Source organism: Donghicola sp. XS_ASV15 (assembly GCF_041224595.1).
Classification (GTDB): Bacteria; Pseudomonadota; Alphaproteobacteria; order Rhodobacterales; family Rhodobacteraceae; genus Donghicola.
Window position 1 is genome coordinate 90,740 of the sequence record NZ_JBGFGN010000103.1, and the last position, 20,394, is coordinate 111,133.

Genomic DNA, 20,394 nt, shown 5'->3' on the forward strand with positions numbered 1-20,394 from the left:
CAATCGGGTTAGAATGCACTGACCAAGTTGCTGTCCAAACATCCCCATTAGGACCTGCCCCATTGAAAACAAAAGAAAAACAGGCGCCGTTTGGCACCTGTTTGTTTGTTCGACCGAGGAGAAGGCTTTAGTTTCTTGGCATATCTTTTGACCGCGCCAGCCGCTTTTGGGCGGCGATACGCATTGGCGCGTTGGGCGCACCGTATCCTGCGTAACCATTGCGACGTTCCAGCACCTCGACAAATAGGCCGCCGGGAATCGCTTGGCTGTAGACTTGGAAGAACTCTCCCTGATCGTCCCGATCATAAAGGATGTTCAACTTTTTCATGGTCGCCAATTGGTCCGGGTCAATGTCAAACCGTGCGGCGAGGTCATCGTAGTAGTTGCCCGAGATCGGCAAAGTCGCGAACCCGCGATCGGCCAACTTCTGCGCTGTGACAAAGATATCATCGGTCGCCAATGCGATGTGCTGGACCGGTGCGCCAAAGCTATCCGCTAGGAATGCGCCCGCCAGCGTCCGGTGGGTTTCCGCGCCGTTTAAGGTGATGCGGAACTTGCCGGACTTGGCCTCCATCGCGCGCGACCGTACCAGACCGTCAGGGTCGGTCACGTCGAACATTGGCGACTGCTTCATGTCAAAGAGCGAGGTGTAGAACAGCGACCATGACAGCATATCGTCATAGGTCATGGTCTGCGCGACGTGGTCCACATGCTTTAAGCCCACGCCGGAGGTGTCAGCTTGGACAGGTGCGAACTCCTGATCCCAAACAGGGGCCAGCTTTTCGGAGTGATCAAGGAAGTGCAGCAAGCTGCCCCCGAGACCACGGATCACTGGAATGTCGATTTGTCCTTCGGACAGGGGCTGCGAGAACATGGTCGCACCCAACGCTTTGGCGCGGGTAACAGTGTCTGCCGCAGATCCGACGTCCAAACCGAAATCGCACACGCAAGTGCCATGCATATTATAGGCCGAGCCCGCGAAATCGTGGGGCTCTTCGTTAATAATCACGCGGATATCGCCCTGCTGCCAGAGCGCGACTTTCTTGTCGACGTGCTGGCCAGTCTTGGCAAAGCCTAGAACCTCAAGCTGTTTACGCAACTTCTCTGCGTCATCTCCCCGCGAAGCGAACTCGACAAAGGACGTGCCAGAAACCTCGACCTTGGGCGGCAGCTTTGGCAGGGGCATCGCGACTTCGGGTTCCTGACGGCGTACGTCGTCCATCAGGTTGATCAGCGAACGGTATCCATCGCGAGACACGGTCTTAGGGTTGCCCTGCCGGAACTGGTCGTTGAAAATCTCGAGGCTGACGGGACCGGTGTACCCTGTTGCGACAACGGCACGCATGAAGTCAGTGACGGCCAGATCACCCTCGCCCGGCATGTTGCGGAAGTGGCGGGACCAGTACAGCAGGTCCATTTCGATCATCGGCGCGTCTGCCAGCTGGACAAAGAATATCTTGTCACCGGGGATGCGGCGGATGGTGTTCGGGTCGATCTTGCGGCCTAGGGTGTGGAAACTGTCCACGATCAGACCGATGTTCGGGTGATCTGCGCGGCGCACGATTTCCCACGCATCGCGGTGATCGTTGACGTGGGTGCCCCACGCCAAAGCCTCGTAGCCGACGCGGATGCCGCGCTTGGCCGCGCGCTCCCCAAGTTCAGCGAAATCCTCGGCAGCGCGGTCGATACCGCCCAATGCCTGCGGATGCACCGACGAGCAGAACAGCACCAGATCGGTGCCCAATTCCTGCATCAGATCGAATTTACGCTCGGCGCGATCAAAGGCCTTGGCGCGCAGAGCACCGGGCAGACCTTCGAAATCGCGGAAGGGTTGGAACAGTGCAATTTCCAGCCCGTGGTCGCGAACGATGCGCCCCACATCGCGTGGGGTGCCTTCGTCCGCGATAAAGTCCTGTTCGAAAATCTCGATCGCCGAGAAGCCTGCGGCAGCGATTGCTTCGAGCTTTTCGCGCAGGTTGCCAGAGACCGATACAGTGGCGATCGAGGTCTTCATCAGTAGGTCCTTTCGGTCATGAGTTCCGCACGAAGAGCAGGTTCATCGAGGGGCGCGCCGCAGAAGAATTTCCAAGCATGGACGCCTTGGAAGAAGAACAACTCCCAGCCGGAGATGATGTCGAGTCCGTTAGCCTTGGCGTCGGTCAGGAACTGGGTGTTCGGCGGGGTGTAGACCGCGTCAAACGCCCACGCCGCACCAGCCATCGCCCATTCCGCCAGCGGGGTGCCGTCATAGCCGACCATGCCCACGGGGGTGCAGTTCACGATGCCCTGCGCGCCATCGGCCAAAGCCTCGGCATTCGAGCCACACACGACTTTGACATCGGGTGCGGTCTTGCGGATGTCAGCGGCCAGAGCCTCTGCCTTGGGCATATCACGGTCGACTAGGCGCAGTTCCTTGCAGCCCAGACCGACCAGGCCAAAGGCAATCGCACGCCCTACGCCACCCGTGCCAATCATCAGGACCGCACCGGGGGCACGATCCCCCCGCACGCTGCGATAGGCCGACATGAAGCCCGAGTAGTCGGTGTTGTGACCCTTGGGGGTGCCTTCGCCAAAGATCACGGTGTTGCACGCGCCGATGCCGCGGACCAGCGGGTCCTCGACTTCGAGGAATTTGGTCACGTACTCCTTGTAGGGATAGGTGACATTGATCCCGCGATAGCCATTGTCTTTGGCGAACTGGAACACACCGTCAAAGTCCTGCTCCATCTCGCGGGGGACCAGACGCAGATAGCTGACGTCCATCCCGTTTTGCTCGCCCGCAATCTTGTGCAGCAGGGGCGAGCGCGATGCGGCGATATTGTCGCCGATCAGGCCAAGTTGAAGTTTGGCAGGCAGGTCTTGCATTACGATGCACTCCGGTTGCTACGGCCAAAGATCATAGCTTTGCCCTTGGTCCACAGCGGGGTTTGCGAAACGAAAATCAGCACCACGGCAACGAACAACACGGTCGAGAGCGGACTGGAGAAGAGACCACCAAAGAAGCGTCCCAAATCCTCGCGCTCGGAGATGATGGCACGGCGCCAGTTATCGTCCAAGAGGCGGCTCAGGATCACACCCAGAATGACCGGTCCCAACGGGTAGCCGTAGTGGCGCATAAAGTAGCCAAACACACCGAAGCCAAGCATCCAGTAGACGTCGGTGATCGAGTTGTTCACCGCATAGGCGCCGACGATGGACAAGAGCATGATCAGGGGGATCAGAAACGCGCGAGGGATTTCCACGATCTTGGTGAACAGCTTGATACCGGTCAAGCCGAACAGCAGAATAAAGAAGTTCGCAGTGATCAGAGCGCCCACGATGAACCAGAACATGTGCGGCTGGTCGATCATCAGCATCGGACCGGGGTTCAGACCGTGGATATAGAGCGCACCGATCATAATCGCAGTCACCGCATCACCGGGGATACCAAGGGTCATCATCGGGATGAACGCACCGCCCACCGCCGCGTTGTTCGCAGTTTCAGGGGCGACAAGACCTTCGATTGCACCGTCGCCGAATTCACGCTCAGGATTCTTGGTCACGCGTTTCGCGTGGTCATAGGCCATCAGCGCCGCAATATCGCCGCCCGTCCCCGGCAAAGCACCGATAATCACACCAATTGAGGAGGTCTGGACCGACAGCGGCAGGTGTTTCTTGACGGTGCTGAAGGACGGAATGATGCGGTCGATCTTTTGACGCACAGCGGGCATGTCGATGTGATGCAGCTGAAGCAGCGCCTCGGACACACCGAACATTCCGATCATTACGGCAATGAACGAAATGCCTTGGGTCAAGAGCGGGATGTCAAAGGTGAAACGCTCGGTAAAGGTCAACGGATCCATGCCCACCGCACCGATGCCAATTCCCAAAGCTCCTGCGAAGATTCCCTTGATCAGCGAACCGGACGATAGCGACCCCACGAGCAGAATACCCAGAACGGCCAGCAGCATGTAGTCCCGTGGCTGGAAGGTCAGCGCAAACTTGGAGACGAAGGGCGCGGCCAGAGCCAGCACACCGATCCCGATAAAGCCACCAAAGAACGACATCACGGTGGTCACGCCGATGGCGGTCCCTGCCTCGCCCCGCTTGGCCATGGGATAGCCATCCATCGCGGTGGCAATCGCGGAAGGCGCACCGGGAATATTGAGCAGGATCGCCGTCCGAGAGCCTCCATAGACGCCGCCCATGTAGATACCGATCATCAGAGAGATCGCAGGCAGAACATCCCAAGAAAACGTGAACGAAATCAGGATCGACACCGCCATCGTCACCGAAAGGCCGGGAATGGCACCGACATAAACGCCGGCAAAGGTGCCCAAGCCCACCAGCAACAAAAGCTGCGGGTTTGTAAAGATCATCAGCATATCCATCAGGGCGCTCATGCGTCACCTCCTGCGGAGAATAGGTCGCGGAAGTACTGGATGAACTCTGCTTCGGGCACGATGCCTGCGGGCAAGAGCACCGTGAACACGATGCGGAAGATCAGCCAAATCACCACGAGAGATCCAAGAGCGATGAGCAAGGTCACAGGCCAGCTGCGGCGGGCCATAAGCTTCATCGAGAGGACCAAGAAAATTGCGGCCGTTGGAATAAACCCAAGCGGTTTCAGAGCGATACCAAATGCCACAAGCAAAACGAACATGACGATCACGAGCCAAGGCAAAATATCCTTGGACATGGTTTCGTTCGTCACGAGCTTCAGTCGGGCCGTCTTGACCAGAATGACAATGGACGAGATCAGCATGACGGCAGCTGTGGCCATAGGGATCGCACCGGGCGAGGACAGCGCCTCGAAGCCCGCGATACCGTAGGCGTTCCACAAAAGTGCACCGCTCGCTATGGTCAGAAAAATGGTGAAAGCCAGTTCACCGGGGCGACGGCTGTCTGCGTAGCCACCCGGAGTGGCGTCGGACGTACCATCGTGGTGATCAGCATCACCGCGAAAATCGGGTTCCATGGCTTCCTCCATCAGCCTAGTGCAAGGCGTGGCCCGCCCTGCGGAACGATAGACGCCGCCCATCTAGGGACGAGCGGCGCCAGTATAGCAGCTTCGCCCGCCAAGCGGGCGATCTGTCAGTTTAGTTTATTCGCCGGGACGCGCGATGCCGAACTCTTCGGGCGAGCTCTTGGTCAGACCAGCGTCCTGAAGCAGCCAAGTGGTGTTCTGCTGCCAAGTCGACAGGAAGTCTTCGGCTTCGGCACCCGAGATGTTCATCATGGTGAAACCACGGTTGTCCATCAACTGAACGAAGTCTTCGTTGGTTGCTGCTTCGGCATATGCCGCCGACAGTTTCTCAACGACGTCATCAGGCGTACCTTTGGCAACGAACACACCAAAGAACGGACCCCAAGGCAGGAAATCGTTGTAGGTCTCGTTGAAGTCGGTGACCGCGGGCGCTTCGGGCAGCTTTTCGTTGGCAGCGACGTCAAACAGAGCCAGAGGCTTCATGTTGCCTGCGCGGATGCCTTCGATCGCTGCACCCAGAACGGCGGGCATCACGTCAATCGCGCCACCCTGCAGAGCGGTCAGCGCGGGGCCATCACCATCGTAGGGAACCGAGATCACGTCCAGCTCGCCTTCAACAGTTTCGATCATCGCGGTGACAACCGAAGGCAGGCCGCCGGGGCCAGTCGCGCCGAAGCGGACTTCGCCGGGGTTCTCTTTGATGTAGGCCATCATGCCTGCGTAATCATCGAAGGGCGCGTCAGGGCTTGCCACCAGGATCGGGGTGCCGCGTGCCAGCAGGTTGATGGGGGTGAAGTCGGTGTAGTCTTTCTTGCCCAGACCCATGACTTTGTAGAGCAGCGGGTTTTCCGCGCCCATCAGCAGGGTGTAGCCGTCGGTCGACTGAGTTGCGACGTAGTTCAGCGCGATCGCGCCAACGCCGCCGGTCATGTTCTGCATGACAACAGTGCCACCCAGAGCGTCTTCGGCGTGGGGGGTGACCGAACGCATTACGGTATCGGTCGAACCACCGGCACCCCACTGGATGATGCCTTGGATTTCCTTGGCGGGATAGTCAGCCGCCAGAACACCAGTTGCAGAAAGAACGAGCGCCGAGACGGCGCCGAAAGCGAAACGTTTCATGGTATCTCCTCCCAATGAGATGATTTCAGGATAGCTTGCAGGGCCATCCGTTAAGGCCCGAGAGTGCCGAAGCCAAGGCATAACGTCAAATACATTAAGTTATCTCACATTAACTTGAAGTTATTTTTGTAATTAGTGCGCTAGCGCCAATGCTTGGCGGCATCCGTCAGCTCTCGGGTCAAGAGACGGATCGCATCCTCGGCAAAAGCCGAGAGGTTTCGCCCCTTTTTTTGGACCACATAGGACTGAACAACAACCTTCTCTTTCAATGGCTTACGCACCAAACCAGGCATGTACACCTCGGCCACGGAAAATTCGTCGATCAGCGCCACCCCCAGCCCGTGCCGCACAAAGCTCACCAGTGTCTGAGCAAAGCGACCCCGGATGGAGTGCTGCATCGTCAGCCCGGCATCAACAAACGGTTTGGCAAGGATTTGACCGTAGGGATCCGATGGATCGATCCCGATCAAAGGTTCGTGCTCTAGATCATAGATAGATATCTCGGACTGCTCAGCGAGCCTATGCCCCTCTGGCACGATCACGACGATTCGGCCCTCGGCGATCTTGGTGTTCTCGATTCCCGCGTTCTGAACCGGAGAACTCATGATTACGAACTCTCCGCGCTCTAGCAGCAGATAGTCCACGGTTTCTTCGATCTTGAGAATATTCAGGTCGATGTAGAGGTCCGGATAACGCCCGCGCAGATCGCGGATTGCCCGAGTCGCAATGAACTGCGCGACGGACGGGGCCGAGGCGAAGGCCAGTCGCACGTCCTCCCCTTTTTGCAGAGAGTCGAGCGCGAGCTGTAGATTTTCGACGCCCTTATAGACCTCGCGAATCTGATCGAACACGGCGCTGGCCTCAACCGCTGGAATGAACAAACCGGCACGGCGTTCAAAAAGGCGTATCCCAAGACTCTCTTCGGTGTGCTTGATCAACCGAGAAATCCCCGGGGCAGAGACCCCAAGATGGTCTGCCGCGCCACTAATCGTGCCGCGCAGCATTACAGCTCGGATGACCTCGATCTGGCGAAGGGTAATTTCTTTCATGTCCCTCTCCTCCTGCCCAAGCCCATTAACACGATGTTCCGCAAAACGACATACTTGTAATTGACGTTATGCCAAGGAATACTCGAAATATGCGCCATCGAGGGGATGGGGGACAGCGCTTTGACAACAAATACACCTGCAAAATATAGCTTTGACGTGATCGTCCTTGGCTCTGGCGCGGCCGGTTTGTCGGCATCGGTCACAGCAGCGGGACATGGCGCACGCGTTGTCCTCATCGAAAAGGAACCTGTGGTGGGCGGCACGACCGCTTGGTCCGGTGGATGGATCTGGAGCCCCCGCAATGGCCCTGCAAAGCGCGCCGGAATTGACGAAGATATCGATGCGCCTCGGGCCTACCTCAAGGGGGTACTTGGCAACTACTTCGACGCCAAGCGCGTGGATGCGTTTCTCGAGGCCGCACCAGAGATGGTCAGCTTCTTTGAATCCGGCACTGCGCTCCAGTTCGACGGCGGCTTTCCCATTCCTGACACCTATGGCCACATCGAAGGCTCGGGCACCGGCGGCCGATCCGTCATCGCCCGCCCCTATGATGCCCGCGATCTGGGAGATGACATCAAGCTGCTACGCGAACCCGTGCGCGAGACGACCTTTCTGGGCATGACCATTCAGGCCGGCGCGGACCTGCGCGCATTTATGACTATGACGCGGTCGATCAAATCCTTTGCCTATGTGACCAAACGCACCCTCCGGCATTTCCGCGATCTCGCCCTTTATCGGCGCGGCATGGATTTGCGGAATGGCATCGCGCTGGTCGGGCGGCTGCTGAAATCGGCCCGTATGGCTGGCGTGGACATTCGCGTTGGCCAGACTGTGGACAATCTGCTGATCACCGAGGGGCGCGTTTCCGGCGTTGCGCTGTCTGATGGTACACAGATCACCGCACCTCAGGTCATTCTGGCGTGCGGCGGCTACCCCCATGACGAAAAGCGCCGCGCCGAGACTTTCCCGCGCGACAAAGAGCACCGCACTTTGGCCGTCGATAGCGCGAATGGCGCGGGCCTGGCACTGGCCGAGGCTGTTGGCGGCCATGTTCGCACCGACCTCGCCCGTCCAGCGGCGTTCTGCCCAGTGTCCACCGTGCGCTGGCCCGACGGGCGGGTCGCGCAATTTCCCCACATCATTGACCGGGGTAAACCGGGCTTGATCGGCGTGCTCGCCAATGGTCAACGGTTCTGCAACGAAGGGCTTGGCTATCACGACTATGTCGAGGCGCTGCTTCGCGCGACGCCTGATGGCACCCCTGCCCGCAGCTGGCTGATCTGCGATCATCGCTTCCTGCGCCGGTTCGGGATCGGCGTCGTGCGCCCCCAGCCTCTGCCCTATGGTCATTGGATCAAACGCGGCTACCTGAAAACGGGCCGAACCCCAGAGGAACTAGCGCGAGCCTGCGGGATCGACCCCACTGGCCTGAGCCAAACCATCAACGACTGGAATGATGGCGCGGATCGCGGCGAAGATCCGGCCTTTGGTCGCGGCACGACGCCATACATGCGCCTGCAAGGTGATCCAGAGCAGCAACCGAACCCCAACGTCGCCCCGATTCGCAAAGCCCCATTCTTTGCCGTCGAGGTGGTCCCCGGCAGCTTTGGCACCTTTGCAGGCCTCGCGACAAACGAACATGCGCAAGTGTTGCGGGCAGACGGCAGCACCATTGATGGCCTCTATGCGGCAGGCACTGACGCCGCCTCGGTGTTTGGCGGGTTCTATCCGGCCGGAGGCATAAACCTTGGCCCCGCCATGACTTTTGGCTTTATCGCAGGCCGTCACGCTGCAACCAATGGAACGCCCCAATGACCAGAGCCCTGTCCATCGCCCACCTGAGCGCCATCCAGTTGAGCCCGCCAACCTTGATCGAAACCGCCGCCAAGGCCGGTCTGGACGCTGTCGGCCTACGCCTTATCAAGGTCACGCCCGACTCACCCGGTTACCCCCTGTGGCAGGACGCGCAGATGATGCGGGAGACCAAAAGCGCGCTGCGACACACTGGCCTAAGCGTGAACGACATAGAATTTGTCAAAGTGACCAAGGAAACGACCGCCGAGAGCTTGCTGCCATTTTTTGATTGTGGCGCGGACCTTGGGGCAAAGACAGCGATCCTCGCGCCATATGACGACGACCTGTCGCGCTTGGCAGACACGATCACCGCCTTGTCCGAGGCTGCACAGGTTCGTGGCATCGGCGTTGTGCTGGAGTTCTTTCCATGGACATCCGTGCCCGACCTGCAGACGTGCTGGCAGGTGGTGCAAACCGCCGGAGATGACGTCGGGCTGTTGGTCGATAGCCTGCACTTTGACCGCTCTGGTTCCTCGCTTGAATTGTTGGCGCAAATCCCCGCAGCGCGGATGCCATTCTTGCATCTCTGCGATGCTCCGGTGCAGGACAGTTACACGACCGAAGAGTTGCTGCACACCGCGCGCGGGGAACGGTTTGCCCCAGGGGATGGCCAGATCGATCTGGCCGCATTCGTCAAGGTCGCACCGAATGTTCCGATCGGGCTAGAAATTCCGCGCCCCACTGCGCTTGATCCTGAAGGATACGCCAAGGCCTTCGCGGACTTTGCCGCAAAAACCCGCGCGCTACTGAAAGAAGTCAGCCCCGCGTAACCAACCCGCGCAATGCACGAAAAATACCATAACAGGCTGGAGCACTCCATTTACCGGCCTCTCCCTTCGAGGGCACACTCAACGCCACGAACAGGGGAGGTCTACCATGAAAACACAGGTCGCGATTATTGGTGGCGGACCGTCGGGCTTGTTGCTGTCGCAGCTGTTGAACAAGGCGGGTGTTGAGACTGTTATTCTAGAGCGATCCACGCGCGATCATGTCCTCTCCCGCATCCGTGCGGGCATTCTGGAATGGGGCGCGGTTGATCTGCTGCGCGAGGCCGGGGTTGGCGACCGCATGGCGACGGAGGGCATCCCACATGATGGCTGCTACCTGACCGACGAAGACCTGATGGTCCACATCGACTTCAGAGAGCTGACGGGCAAACAGGTGATGGTCTATGGGCAAACCGAAGTGACCACCGATCTCTATGCAGCGCAGGACAAGATGGGCACACAAATCCTGCACGGGGTCGAGAACGTCTCGATCCATGATCTGGACCAGAGCCAATCTTATGTCACCTTCCGCCACGAGGGCGAGGAAAAGCGCCTTGATTGTCTGTTCGTTGCCGGCTGTGACGGCTTCCACGGTGTCAGCCGAAAAACAATCCCCGAAGAGAAGAGAAGCGAATTCGAGCGCGTGTATCCCTTTGGCTGGCTTGGTATTCTGTCCCACACGCCCCCTGTCCATGACGAGTTGATCTACTCGAACTCCCGCCATGGGTTTGCACTGGCCTCCATGCGCAACGAAAATCTGGTGCGCTACTACGTGCAGGTACCGTTGACCGACACGGTAGACGATTGGTCCGACGACCGCTTTTGGCATGAATTCAGCCGCCGCATCCCGTCCGAAGCGGCCAGTCGTCTAGTCACGGGTCCTTCGATCGAGAAATCAATCGCGCCGCTCCGGTCCTTTGTCTCGGAACCCCTGCGCTGGGGGAACCTGTTCCTGGTCGGGGATGCGGCGCATATCGTGCCGCCCACAGGGGCCAAGGGGCTGAATCTGGCCGCATCGGACGTGTTCTACCTGCACCAAGCCCTGATCGACGCGGTCAAAGGCGGCAGTACCACAGGGGTCGAAGAGTACTCGGCCCGCGCCCTACAGCGCATCTGGAAAGCAATGCGGTTCAGCTGGCAGATGACCACGATGCTGCACCGCTTTGACGGCGAGGACAGTTTTGCCGAGCAGATGCGCAAATCGACCTTGCGCCATTTGGCGGACTCGGAAACGGCCCGCCGCGACCTGGCCGAAAACTATATCGGCCTGCCCTACTGATCGGCAGGCCAGACCGGAGTGCGCGCAAAGGCTTCGGCATAGCGTGACACCCCACTGGTCAATGGGAACATCGTGGCCTGTAGCGCGTGGTAAATGTCCGGTTTACCCACAAACTGGGTCGCCATGGGCTTGCCATCAGCATCGATCTCGGGAAACCAACCACCTTTGTCGTGGTCGATGAAATGCTGGTCGGCGAACTGCCACAGTCGGCGATACCATCCCTCTTCGGCGTCATTCGGATCGATCTTGATCAGACTGGCGAGGACGCCAATCGCTTCGGTTACGGGCCACCAGTAGCGGTCCGCGATGTCTGGTGTGCCATCAAATTTTAGCGTGTAGACAAGCCCGCCATTGTTCTGATCCCAAGCATCCTCTAGCGCTCGATGCACAACCTGCCGTGCGATACCAAGTGTACCATCGTCAGGACGTCCCCCCAGATCCCAGTACTGTAGCAGCAAACGCGCCCACTCGACCGAATGACCCGGAGTCGTACCCTTTGGCCGGAACATCGGATCCCCGTCATAACTGCGGTCGATCTGCCAGTTTGCAGTGTAATGCTCTGGAATGCGCCAACCATTCTGCCCCGCGATCTTGCGCATGAAGAAATCCAGAATGCGACCAGCGCGTTTTATGTAGACTTCGCGGCCAGTCGCCTCGTAGGCAGCGAGCAATGCCTCGACCCCATGCATGTTCGCGTTCATCCCGCGATAGCTGGAAAAGGGCGTCCAGTCGCGGTTCCATTCATCCAAGAACAGCCCGTGATCTTCTTGCCAGAAGTGGAAATCGAGGACCGACGTCGCGTCCTCAATCAGGCGGTCCGCGTCGGGGTGACCAGCCAGCTTCGCCGAAGCGCCCGCGAGCAGCACAAACACATGCCCGTATGCCAATTTGCGCCCATCAGCGACTTGGCCGTCGTTCACGCCCCAAACATAGCCGCCGTATTCGTCGTCGCGATGAGCATTCCACAGATAGTCGATGCCCTGATCGATAACCTCATGACAGTCCGATTGCCCTGCCAGATGCCCCATTGCGAAAGAGTGGACCATCCGCGTGGTCGAGTGAAGCTCTTGCAGGGTGCTCGGCAGAGGCGCACCGTCATATCCCTGTGTGTGAAACCCACCGCCTTTGCGCACCGCAGGGCGAAAGAAATTGAACTGGCGCTGCGCTTGCGTTTGCAGCCAGTTACGGTGTTCTTCGGTGTTCAGCCAATATCCCGTAACTTCAGGGCCGGGTGCGGGATGGGTCATCGGGCGTGCTCCTGCTCTAATCGCCCCCAATATGCGCGTTTGCGATAACAGCTCAAGACGATTGAGGATCAGCCGAGGCACAGTCCGTTTGACCGCAGGGTGGACGTGCGCTTCTCGTCAAAAACTTCATGAGAGGGGGGGAGATCATTGCCCGGCTATTGAGAGATGTACTGGCAATACCACGACGAAAATGGGCGCGTTCAGAAGGCCGTGATCCCCAATATAGTAAAGGACGCCCAAAGAGACTTGTGCGCTGTGGCGCTAATTGACGCCACAGATACTGCAAATCACACCATCGACCAAGGCTGCGATATCTGGAAGACTTCGCCAACATAAGGCACCTGACCGCATCCGGGCGATCCAAGGGATAAAACCGCAAGAACAAGGGGACGACATGGCTCTGTTAGTGATTCATACCGGCGGAACGATTGGAATGGTGCAGACCGATCAAGGGTTTGCTCCAAGTGCAGGTGTGCTTGAAACCGCCATTCAGGCGATACAGTCTTCAGGGGACCTGTCCGATGAAGTGGAGGTGCACGCCTTTGATCCGCTGATCGACAGTGCCCAAGCCTCTCCGAATGACTGGGCCAAGATCGCGCAGACAATCCACGAGTGCTACGAGCATTTTGACGGGTTCGTGGTCACTCACGGAACGGATACACTGGCCTACACGGCGGCGGCACTATGCCTTGCCCTACGCGGAGTGCAGAAGCCAGTGATCGTGACCGGTGCGATGCTCCCCCTGACGGTAGAAGGCACGGACGGCACCCGAAACCTGCGCGATGCCTTATGCGCCGCGACCAAGGCCCCATCCGGCGTTTGGGTGCAGTTTGCGGGCAACCTGCTGCATGGCGGGCGCGTGCGAAAATCCCATTCCCATGCGTTCGACGCCTTTGAGGCGGAGGTCGTTTCGACCCCGCCTGCTGTCGCTGCTGATGCCTTTGCTTTGGCTCGGGTCGGCGACCATCGCGTCGGCATGGTCTCGATCACGCCCGGAACCTGCACGGAGCTCATTCGCTTTGCCGCAGACACCTGTGCGGGCATCGTCTTGCGTTGTTATGGCTCTGGTACGGCACCGGACACGCCCGCCTTGCGCGCAGCACTACACCGTGCACAAGAGCGGCAGATCCCGGTCGTCGCCGTGTCCCAGTGCGCCGAGGGAGGGATTCGCCTTGGCACCTACGCGGCAGGCGGCATCCTGCGCGAGACCGGTGTGATCGACGGCCGCGACATGACACCCGAAATGGCCTATGCCAAAATCCAATTCGCCCTGAGCCAATTCGACAATATTGACTCGCAGCACGATTACCTGACCACCTGCCAGTGCGGCGAATACACCGCCGCTTAGGGCAGTGGCGCCTCGATCAGGCCGGACGCGGCATGCAGACCGCCCGACAGCATGTCACGCACCTCTGCGGGGATCGATGCGTCCTCTGGCTGGTATAGCCCGCTCAGTTTCAGGCTCTTGCGCAGATCAAGGCTTTGGCCCAGATACTGACAGACCATCCGCGTGGCCGCTGGCGGGCGCGGCGCACGGGCGGCCACCCCTGTCACAACGCCCGTCAAATAATTGATCCGGTTGTTATAGCTGGGATACAGAATGATCTGCATGACCTCGTTGCGGGTCAGCATCTCCATCACGGTCAAGAACAGGCGATCCCCTAACAAGAAGCAAGCGCCCTCGTATTTGCAGGTGAACTTGGCCTGACCAGGCAAGCCGACCTTCTCGATGCTTTTGACGTTGATCCCGTGCTGGCTACGGTACAACTGCGTCAGCGCTCGCAAGATCATCCCCGGATGGGACATGGAGCTATAGTAGGTGAAATAGTAGCCCACGTAGCGGTCTAGATCGGTCCGCGAGCCCATGCGCAAGTCTTCGGCAATTGCGGCGATTTTGTTGGTTTCAGCCCGCACGCCGGATTCCTGTGGCTTGAGCCGGATCAACTCCATGAACTGTCCATGGGGCAGCAGCAGTTCAGCTTCTTCGACACCAAAGAAATCGCACATCCGCCGCATGATCCGCAGGGAGGGAAACGTCTCGCCGCTGAGGTAGCGGTTGAACTGCGAGCGGTTCATGCCCAACTGCCGGCACACTTCGGCGATGGATTTATGATAACTGCACAGCGCCCTGAGGTTGGCGGGCAAATCTCGGGACATGGAGACATCTTTCACTAGTTGACGCTACTTTGCCTACAAGTCGCACCGCATGTGCGCAAGCTAGCGAAATGGTAACCCCAGTTTCGCTCATTAGGGTGCCCCGAACTCTGAACCAAGACCAGATCCACGAGGGGCTTCATGGAATTTCTAGAAATGATCTTTGGCAAGATCGGCGATCTGACATGGGGTTGGTCCCTGATCCCGATCCTTGTCGTCTTTGGCGCGTTCATCACCATCGCCACAGGCTTTGTCCAGATCGAGTACTTTGGCCGCATGTTCCGCGTGCTGTCGAACAAGAACAACTCGGACGACAACTCCCAGATTTCTGCACGCGAGGCATTACTGGTGTCTGTTGGCGGTCGTGTCGGCGGTGGCAACATTGCGGGCGTTGCGGTTGCGATCACCCTTGGCGGGCCCGGTGCGGTGTTCTGGATGTGGGCGATTGCACTGGTCGGCATGGCCACCAGCCTCGTGGAATGTTCGCTCGCGCAGCTGTTCAAGCGCAAGACCGATGACGGCGGCTACCGCGGTGGTCCGGCGACTGCGATCATGCATGGGCTCGGCGCGTCCTACAAATGGCTGGCGGTTGTCTACGCGGTCTGCCTGATCGCGGCGTTCGGCCTCGGCTTCAACGCATTCCAAGGCAACACCGTCGCGGGCGCTGTACAGGACTCGCTGGGTGTGGACCGTTTGTGGACCGGTCTGGCGTTGGCTGTGATCTCTGGCTTCATCATCTTTGGTGGCATTCACCGCATTGCCAAAGCATCTGACGTGGTCGTTCCGATCATGGCAATCGGCTACATCCTGATGGCGCTGGTTGTGATCGTTATGAACATCGGTGACATCCCCGCCGTAATCACCACCATCGTGCGCAACGCATTCGGCTGGGAAGAAGCCGTCAGCGGCGGCATGGGTGCAGCGATTGCCCAAGGTCTGCGTCGCGGTCTGTTCTCGAACGAGGCCGGTCTGGGCTCTGCCCCCAACGTCGCGGCGACTGCAGATGTGCGTCACCCGATCAGCCAGGGCATCACGCAGGCGTTCTCGGTCTTTATCGACACGATCCTGATCTGCTCGTGCACCGCGTTCGTGATCCTGCTGGGTGACGTCTACGTTCCGGGCGCCGAAGGCATCGACGGTGTCGCGCTGACACAGCAGTCGATCGTCTTCCACCTTGGAGATTGGGCGCAGTACTACCTGACACTGGCGATCCTGCTCTTTGCTTTCTCGTCGATCATCTACAACTACTACCTTGGCGAAAACGCTCTGACTTTCATGACCCAGAGCAAAGCGGTTCTGGTCGGCTTCCGTCTGGCGATCATGGGCATTGTTTTCGTTGGCGCCGTCGCACCCGGAGCAACCGCCGTCTTCTTCTTCTTCTCGGACCCGATGATGGGCATTCTGGCGCTGGTAAACCTGCTTGCGATCATGATGCTCTTCCCTGTCGCGATGCGCCTGCTGCGCGACTTCCGAGAACAACTCAAGGACGGGATCGAACGCCCTGTCCTGAACCCCGATGACTTTGCGGATCTCGATATCGACCGCACAGCATGGCGCGGCCACAACGGCTAAGCCAAACTTAGGGCCACCCTCGGGTGGCCCTTTTTTATTGCGGCGTTACAAAAATTTCACGCTCCAACAGTCATATTTCGGATATACCTGAAATATGGAAAAAATGATTCCCGATCGTCTTGCTATTCTGGGGCACCCTGCGCGGCTGGCCCTGTTCCGCCTGCTCATGCGCCGCTATCCGGACCGATTGCCTGCGGGGGAAATCGCAGGAGCCTTGGACCTGAAGGCCAGCACCCTGTCCACCTACCTGTCTTCGCTCATGCAGGTCGGGCTGGTGACACAGCAACGTGCGGGCACCTCGCTGATGTACTCTGTGGATATGGAGACTGTGCGACAGACCTTTGATTATCTGCTGATCGACTGCTGCCGTGGCCGCCCCGAAATGTGCGCCCCAGTCCCTGTACCGCAGACCAGCGGCAAGAGAAGCGTGCTGTTCCTGTGCACCGGCAATTCCGCGCGCTCAATCATGGCAGAGGCAATTCTGCGGGACATGGCCGGCGACCGCTTCAAAGCCTACTCGGCCGGCACCCACCCGCGAGATTCAGTGAATCCGAATGCTCTGCAGGCTTTGGAGGCGAACGGAATTACGGCTGTCGGGCTCTCGCCCAAACACATGGACGCTTTCTATGGGCACACCGCCCCAGAGATGGATTTCGTGTTCACCGTCTGCAACCATGCCGCCAACGAAGAATGCCCGACATGGGAGGGGCAGCCCATCAATGGCCATTGGGGTCTACCCGACCCAAGCAGTCTGGTTGCAGATGGCGCAGACATGCAAGCCGCCTTCCAGCAAACCTTCATTGCACTGCGCCAACGCATCGCTGCCTTCGTACAACTCCGCCTCGACTCGATGGACCGGATCGCCATGCAAAGCGCGGTCGACTTCATCGCCCGCCTACCAGAGGACTATGACGCATGACCACATACGCACTGAACGGCCTTGGCCGCATCGGTAAGCTTGCCCTGAAACCACTACTAGAGCGCGGCGCAGACATCGCATGGATCAACGACGCAGTGGGCGATCCCGAGATGCACGCGCACCTGCTGGAATTCGACACCGTCCACGGCCGCTGGGACGCCGCGTTCAGCCATGATGCGGACAGTGTCACCATCGACGGAACCCGCCTGCCCTTTGTCGGGACATCTGACCTGAACGACCTGCCGCTCGACGGCGTCGACGTGGTTATCGACTGCACCGGCGTTTTCAAAAGCGAAGCCAAGCTGGCTCCTTATTTCGAGGCGGGCGTGAAAAAAGTCGTCGTCTCGGCCCCTGTCAAAGACGGCCCTACGGCGAACATCGTGTACGGCGTGAACAACGATGTCTATGACGCGGAGACGCACCAGATCGTTACTGCCGCCAGCTGCACCACCAACTGTCTCGCCCCGGTGGTCAAGGTGATCCACGAAAACCTCGGGATCAAGCACGGCTCGATCACCACAATCCACGACGTGACCAACACCCAGACCATCGTGGACCGCCCCGCCAAAGACCTGCGCCGCGCCCGCTCGGCGCTGAACTCATTGATCCCCACCACAACGGGCAGCGCCACGGCGATCACGCTGATCTACCCCGAACTCCGGGGCCGATTGAACGGCCATGCTGTCCGTGTACCTCTGCTGAATGCCTCGCTCACCGATTGCGTGTTCGAGGTGGAGCGCGAGACAACCGCCGATGAGGTCAATGCCCTGTTCAAAGCCGCGTCCGAGGGCAAATTGGCTGGTATTCTGGGCTACGAGACACGCCCGCTGGTGTCCACCGACTACACCAACGACGTCCGTTCCTCGATTGTGGATGCACCGTCGACCATGGTGATCAACGGCACTCAGGTCAAAATCTACGCTTGGTATGACAACGAGATGGGCTACGCACACCGCCTCGCCGACGTTGCCCTGATGGTCGGAGCCAGCCTGTGAGCACGCGTCCCGAAGGCCTGTCCGCATACATCGCGGTCACTGCCGCCTATTGGGCTTTTATGCTGACGGATGGGGCGCTGCGGATGCTGGTGCTTCTGCACTTTCACACATTGGGTTTCAGCCCCGTCCAACTGGCTTACCTCTTTGTGCTCTACGAGATTGCCGGAATGATCACCAACCTGTCCGCAGGCTGGATTGCAGCGCGGTTTGGGCTGACCTCTACGCTGTATGTTGGCCTCGGGATACAGGTGCTGGCATTGCTGGCGCTCGCACAGCTGGATCCGGCATGGTCCATCGCAGTCTCGGTCGCTTATGTGATGTGTGTCCAAGGCGCCAGCGGCGTCGCCAAAGATCTTGCGAAAATGTCGTCAAAATCTGCTGTCAAATTGCTCGCACCGTCTGGCGACGGCCTTTTCCGCTGGGTCGCCGTGTTGACCGGTTCCAAAAACGCAGTCAAAGGTGCGGGTTTCCTTCTTGGTGCGCTGATGCTCGCAACACTTGGTTTTGTGGCGGCCACCTATCTGATGGCGGCGATCCTCTTGCTGATCCTGATTGTCATCATCTTCACGATGCCCTCTGGGCTACCCACTGGCCGCAAAGGTGCTAAATTCTCTGAAGTGTTCTCGAAGTCAGCCAACGTGAATTGGCTGTCTGCTGCGCGACTGTTCCTCTTCGGTGCGAGGGACGTCTGGTTTGTGGTTGGGATCCCGATTTACTTCTACGGTGTTTTGTCTGATGGGTCCGAGGCAGGGAACCGTGCGGCGTTCTTTATGATCGGGAGCTTCATGGCCGTCTGGATCATCCTATACGGTTTGGTTCAGGGGTTCGCACCGCAGATCTTAAAGGCCGCGTCACGCTCAGAAGCGGATCTGATTTCTGATGCACGTCGGTGGGCACTTCTCCTTGCCTTAGTGCCCGGAGCGCTCACAAGCATCGTTCTGTTCTCTGGGGAGCCTTCGATCTGGCTGACGAGTATTTTGATTGTTGGTTTGCTTTGTTTTGGCGCCGTGTTCGCAGTGAACTCATCACTGCACAGCTATCTCATATTGTCCTTTACTGGATCCGAGCGCGTGACGATGGATGTCGGATTCTATTATATGGCAAATGCATCGGGCCGCCTCCTCGGCACGTTATTCTCTGGTTTTTCATATCAGGTTGGCGGTCTTCCATTACTGCTTGGGACAGCGACTGCGCTCGTGCTTCTGTCCGCGTTGGCTGCAGGACGCTTACGGCTGAGCTGAGGTCTGGCCGCCGGTACCTGATTCAGGATTGGGAATTTGAGGGGTTTGTGAGAGGGCTGCTGCCGAGCGGCCCCCTACGAAGTCACGGCCTTTATCCGTTCTCTTGGGGGATCGTCGTGAGATGGTTGAGATTTGGGAGAGCCTTCGCGGGCTGATCGAGAAGCTTATGCTGATCCCGGACGCACGTGACGGGTATGCGATCGACCTGAGTGGGGATCTTGGCGCGCTTCTGGTACGCCTTCGGCGAGGAGCGTCTTAGCGCATTTAGGAATTAGGCTTAAGGCATGGCTTATGTCATTTTTAAGCAACTTTCCCAACGTCGAGATTTTATCACCGGAGGACACGCCGCGTCGGCGGCATTGGTCTGATGAAGACAAGCTCCGGATTGTCGAAGAGAGCTTTGAAGGGGTCCGGGAGGGGTCAGCCACCGCGCGCCGCTACGGGGTGTCGCGATCACTGCTCAGCCTGTGGCGGCGGGCGTGTCGCGAAGGGACGTTGTGTGAGGGCGCTGACCAAGACACATTCGTTCAGTTGGTTCCGGAAAGCCCCATCCCAGTTCAGCCCGAGACAGATCAGGACCGCAGCGATGGGACGATCGAGATAGTTCTGGCCAATGGGCGGCGGCTGACGGCTCCTGCAAGCATTGCGCCGGCGACGCTTGCGGGGCTGCTTTGTGTGGTGGATCCGCAATGATCGCGTTTCCGGCAGGCGTCACGGTCTGGATCGCAGGAGGGGTCACGGACATGCGGTGCGGCTTGAACACGCTGTCGCTGAAGATCCAGCAAGGACTTGGGCGCGATCCCCATGGTGGAGAGATCTTCTGCTTTCGGGGTCGCAAAGGCGATCTGATCAAGGTTCTCTGGCATGACGGCGTTGGTATGTCGCTCTATCTCAAGCGGCTGGAAGCAGGTAAATTCATCTGGCCTGTCAGCCAGTCCGGCACCGCTGTGCCGGTCTCTGCGGCGCAACTCGGTTATCTTCTCGAAGGGATTGACTGGCGCAACCCGCGTTGGACGCAACGCCCTACAAAAGCTGGGTAATATGCTGCAAAGCGCCCGTTTTTATTGGGGATCCGGGGCGCCTGTGGTATGGTGTCAACGGCGGAGTAAAATTCGGCCATTGTGGCGGAGCAAAAGTCGGCCAGTTTGGGGCGAGCGCCTTGGAGCGTGCGGCCCTCATATAGCAAGCCCGGTCCAAGGCGCATTGGCCGTCAGGCCAATTCTGTGAGG

Annotated in this window: 19 protein-coding genes; 11 read left to right on the top strand and 8 right to left on the bottom strand. The window is 58.9% G+C overall.

The window, feature by feature from the left end:
• Window positions 1-127: 127 nt before the first annotated feature.
• The 6 genes from AB9K37_RS03840 to AB9K37_RS03865 form a co-directional block, all read right to left on the bottom strand.
• Window positions 128-2,014, bottom strand: a complete 1,887-nt coding sequence (locus AB9K37_RS03840; protein WP_369835630.1) for a bifunctional sugar phosphate isomerase/epimerase/4-hydroxyphenylpyruvate dioxygenase family protein — start codon at window positions 2,012-2,014, stop codon at window positions 128-130.
• The gene (locus tag AB9K37_RS03845) at window positions 2,014-2,865 is read right to left on the bottom strand and encodes a shikimate dehydrogenase (protein WP_369835631.1); all 852 of its coding nucleotides are present in this window, start codon (window positions 2,863-2,865) and stop codon (window positions 2,014-2,016) included. Before AB9K37_RS03845 ends, AB9K37_RS03840 begins: the two co-directional genes overlap by 1 nt.
• Window positions 2,865-4,382, bottom strand: coding sequence for a tripartite tricarboxylate transporter permease (locus AB9K37_RS03850; protein ID WP_369835632.1), 1,518 nt, complete (start codon window positions 4,380-4,382; stop codon window positions 2,865-2,867). The genes AB9K37_RS03845 and AB9K37_RS03850 overlap by 1 nt, the downstream gene beginning before the upstream one ends.
• Complete coding sequence (locus AB9K37_RS03855; RefSeq protein WP_369835633.1) at window positions 4,379-4,957, bottom strand: tripartite tricarboxylate transporter TctB family protein; 579 nt, start codon at window positions 4,955-4,957, stop codon at window positions 4,379-4,381. Before AB9K37_RS03855 ends, AB9K37_RS03850 begins: the two co-directional genes overlap by 4 nt.
• Window positions 4,958-5,083: 126 nt before the next feature.
• On the bottom strand, window positions 5,084-6,088 hold the full coding sequence (locus AB9K37_RS03860) for a Bug family tripartite tricarboxylate transporter substrate binding protein (RefSeq protein ID WP_369835634.1): 1,005 nt from the start codon (window positions 6,086-6,088) through the stop codon (window positions 5,084-5,086).
• Window positions 6,089-6,228: 140 nt separating this feature from the next.
• A complete protein-coding gene (locus AB9K37_RS03865) occupies window positions 6,229-7,137 on the bottom strand; it encodes a LysR family transcriptional regulator (RefSeq protein WP_369835635.1) in 909 nt (302 codons plus the stop codon).
• A gap of 120 nt (window positions 7,138-7,257) precedes the next feature.
• On the opposite strand from AB9K37_RS03865, the gene AB9K37_RS03870 reads away from it, so the two are divergent.
• From AB9K37_RS03870 to pobA, 3 genes are all read left to right on the top strand, one after another.
• Window positions 7,258-8,952, top strand: coding sequence for an FAD-dependent oxidoreductase (locus AB9K37_RS03870; RefSeq protein WP_369835636.1), 1,695 nt, complete (start codon window positions 7,258-7,260; stop codon window positions 8,950-8,952).
• Window positions 8,949-9,761, top strand: coding sequence for a sugar phosphate isomerase/epimerase family protein (locus AB9K37_RS03875; RefSeq protein WP_369835637.1), 813 nt, complete (start codon window positions 8,949-8,951; stop codon window positions 9,759-9,761). The genes AB9K37_RS03870 and AB9K37_RS03875 overlap by 4 nt, the downstream gene beginning before the upstream one ends.
• Before the next feature lie 106 nt (window positions 9,762-9,867).
• The gene (gene pobA, locus AB9K37_RS03880; RefSeq protein WP_369835638.1) at window positions 9,868-11,037 is read left to right on the top strand and encodes a 4-hydroxybenzoate 3-monooxygenase; all 1,170 of its coding nucleotides are present in this window, start codon (window positions 9,868-9,870) and stop codon (window positions 11,035-11,037) included.
• Here pobA and AB9K37_RS03885 read toward each other — a convergent pair.
• Window positions 11,031-12,284, bottom strand: a complete 1,254-nt coding sequence (locus AB9K37_RS03885; RefSeq protein ID WP_369835639.1) for an AGE family epimerase/isomerase — start codon at window positions 12,282-12,284, stop codon at window positions 11,031-11,033. The genes pobA and AB9K37_RS03885 overlap by 7 nt on opposite strands.
• Before the next feature lie 394 nt (window positions 12,285-12,678).
• Here AB9K37_RS03885 and AB9K37_RS03890 point away from each other — a divergent pair, with 394 nt between their 5' ends.
• The gene (locus AB9K37_RS03890; protein ID WP_369835640.1) at window positions 12,679-13,632 is read left to right on the top strand and encodes an asparaginase; all 954 of its coding nucleotides are present in this window, start codon (window positions 12,679-12,681) and stop codon (window positions 13,630-13,632) included.
• Here AB9K37_RS03890 and AB9K37_RS03895 read toward each other — a convergent pair.
• Window positions 13,629-14,441 carry a helix-turn-helix domain-containing protein gene (locus tag AB9K37_RS03895; RefSeq protein ID WP_369835641.1) on the bottom strand — a complete coding sequence of 271 codons (813 nt, stop codon included), beginning with the start codon at window positions 14,439-14,441 and terminating at the stop codon, window positions 13,629-13,631. The two genes, AB9K37_RS03890 and AB9K37_RS03895, sit on opposite strands and share 4 nt — an antisense overlap.
• A gap of 138 nt (window positions 14,442-14,579) precedes the next feature.
• On the opposite strand from AB9K37_RS03895, the gene AB9K37_RS03900 reads away from it, so the two are divergent.
• The 7 genes from AB9K37_RS03900 to tnpB all read left to right on the top strand — a co-directional run bounded on the left by AB9K37_RS03900 (window position 14,580) and on the right by tnpB (window position 20,205).
• A complete protein-coding gene (locus AB9K37_RS03900; RefSeq protein WP_369835642.1) occupies window positions 14,580-16,010 on the top strand; it encodes an alanine/glycine:cation symporter family protein in 1,431 nt (476 codons plus the stop codon).
• 94 nt (window positions 16,011-16,104) lie between these two features.
• Window positions 16,105-16,929 (top strand): helix-turn-helix domain-containing protein, encoded by an 825-nt coding sequence (locus AB9K37_RS03905; RefSeq protein ID WP_369835643.1) that lies wholly within the window; start codon window positions 16,105-16,107, stop codon window positions 16,927-16,929.
• A complete protein-coding gene (locus tag AB9K37_RS03910; protein ID WP_369835644.1) occupies window positions 16,926-17,924 on the top strand; it encodes an ArsJ-associated glyceraldehyde-3-phosphate dehydrogenase in 999 nt (332 codons plus the stop codon). The genes AB9K37_RS03905 and AB9K37_RS03910 overlap by 4 nt, the downstream gene beginning before the upstream one ends.
• Window positions 17,921-19,165: an organoarsenical effux MFS transporter ArsJ gene (gene arsJ / locus AB9K37_RS03915; RefSeq protein ID WP_369835645.1), complete on the top strand. Its 1,245-nt coding sequence runs from the start codon at window positions 17,921-17,923 to the stop codon at window positions 19,163-19,165. The genes AB9K37_RS03910 and arsJ overlap by 4 nt, the downstream gene beginning before the upstream one ends.
• A gap of 121 nt (window positions 19,166-19,286) precedes the next feature.
• Window positions 19,287-19,424, top strand: coding sequence for a hypothetical protein (locus AB9K37_RS03920; RefSeq protein ID WP_369835646.1), 138 nt, complete (start codon window positions 19,287-19,289; stop codon window positions 19,422-19,424).
• Window positions 19,425-19,456: 32 nt separating this feature from the next.
• On the top strand, window positions 19,457-19,858 hold the full coding sequence (locus AB9K37_RS03925; RefSeq protein ID WP_369835647.1) for a transposase: 402 nt from the start codon (window positions 19,457-19,459) through the stop codon (window positions 19,856-19,858).
• Window positions 19,855-20,205, top strand: coding sequence for an IS66 family insertion sequence element accessory protein TnpB (gene tnpB, locus AB9K37_RS03930; RefSeq protein WP_369835648.1), 351 nt, complete (start codon window positions 19,855-19,857; stop codon window positions 20,203-20,205). The genes AB9K37_RS03925 and tnpB overlap by 4 nt, the downstream gene beginning before the upstream one ends.
• The last annotated feature ends 189 nt before the right edge of the window (window positions 20,206-20,394 follow it).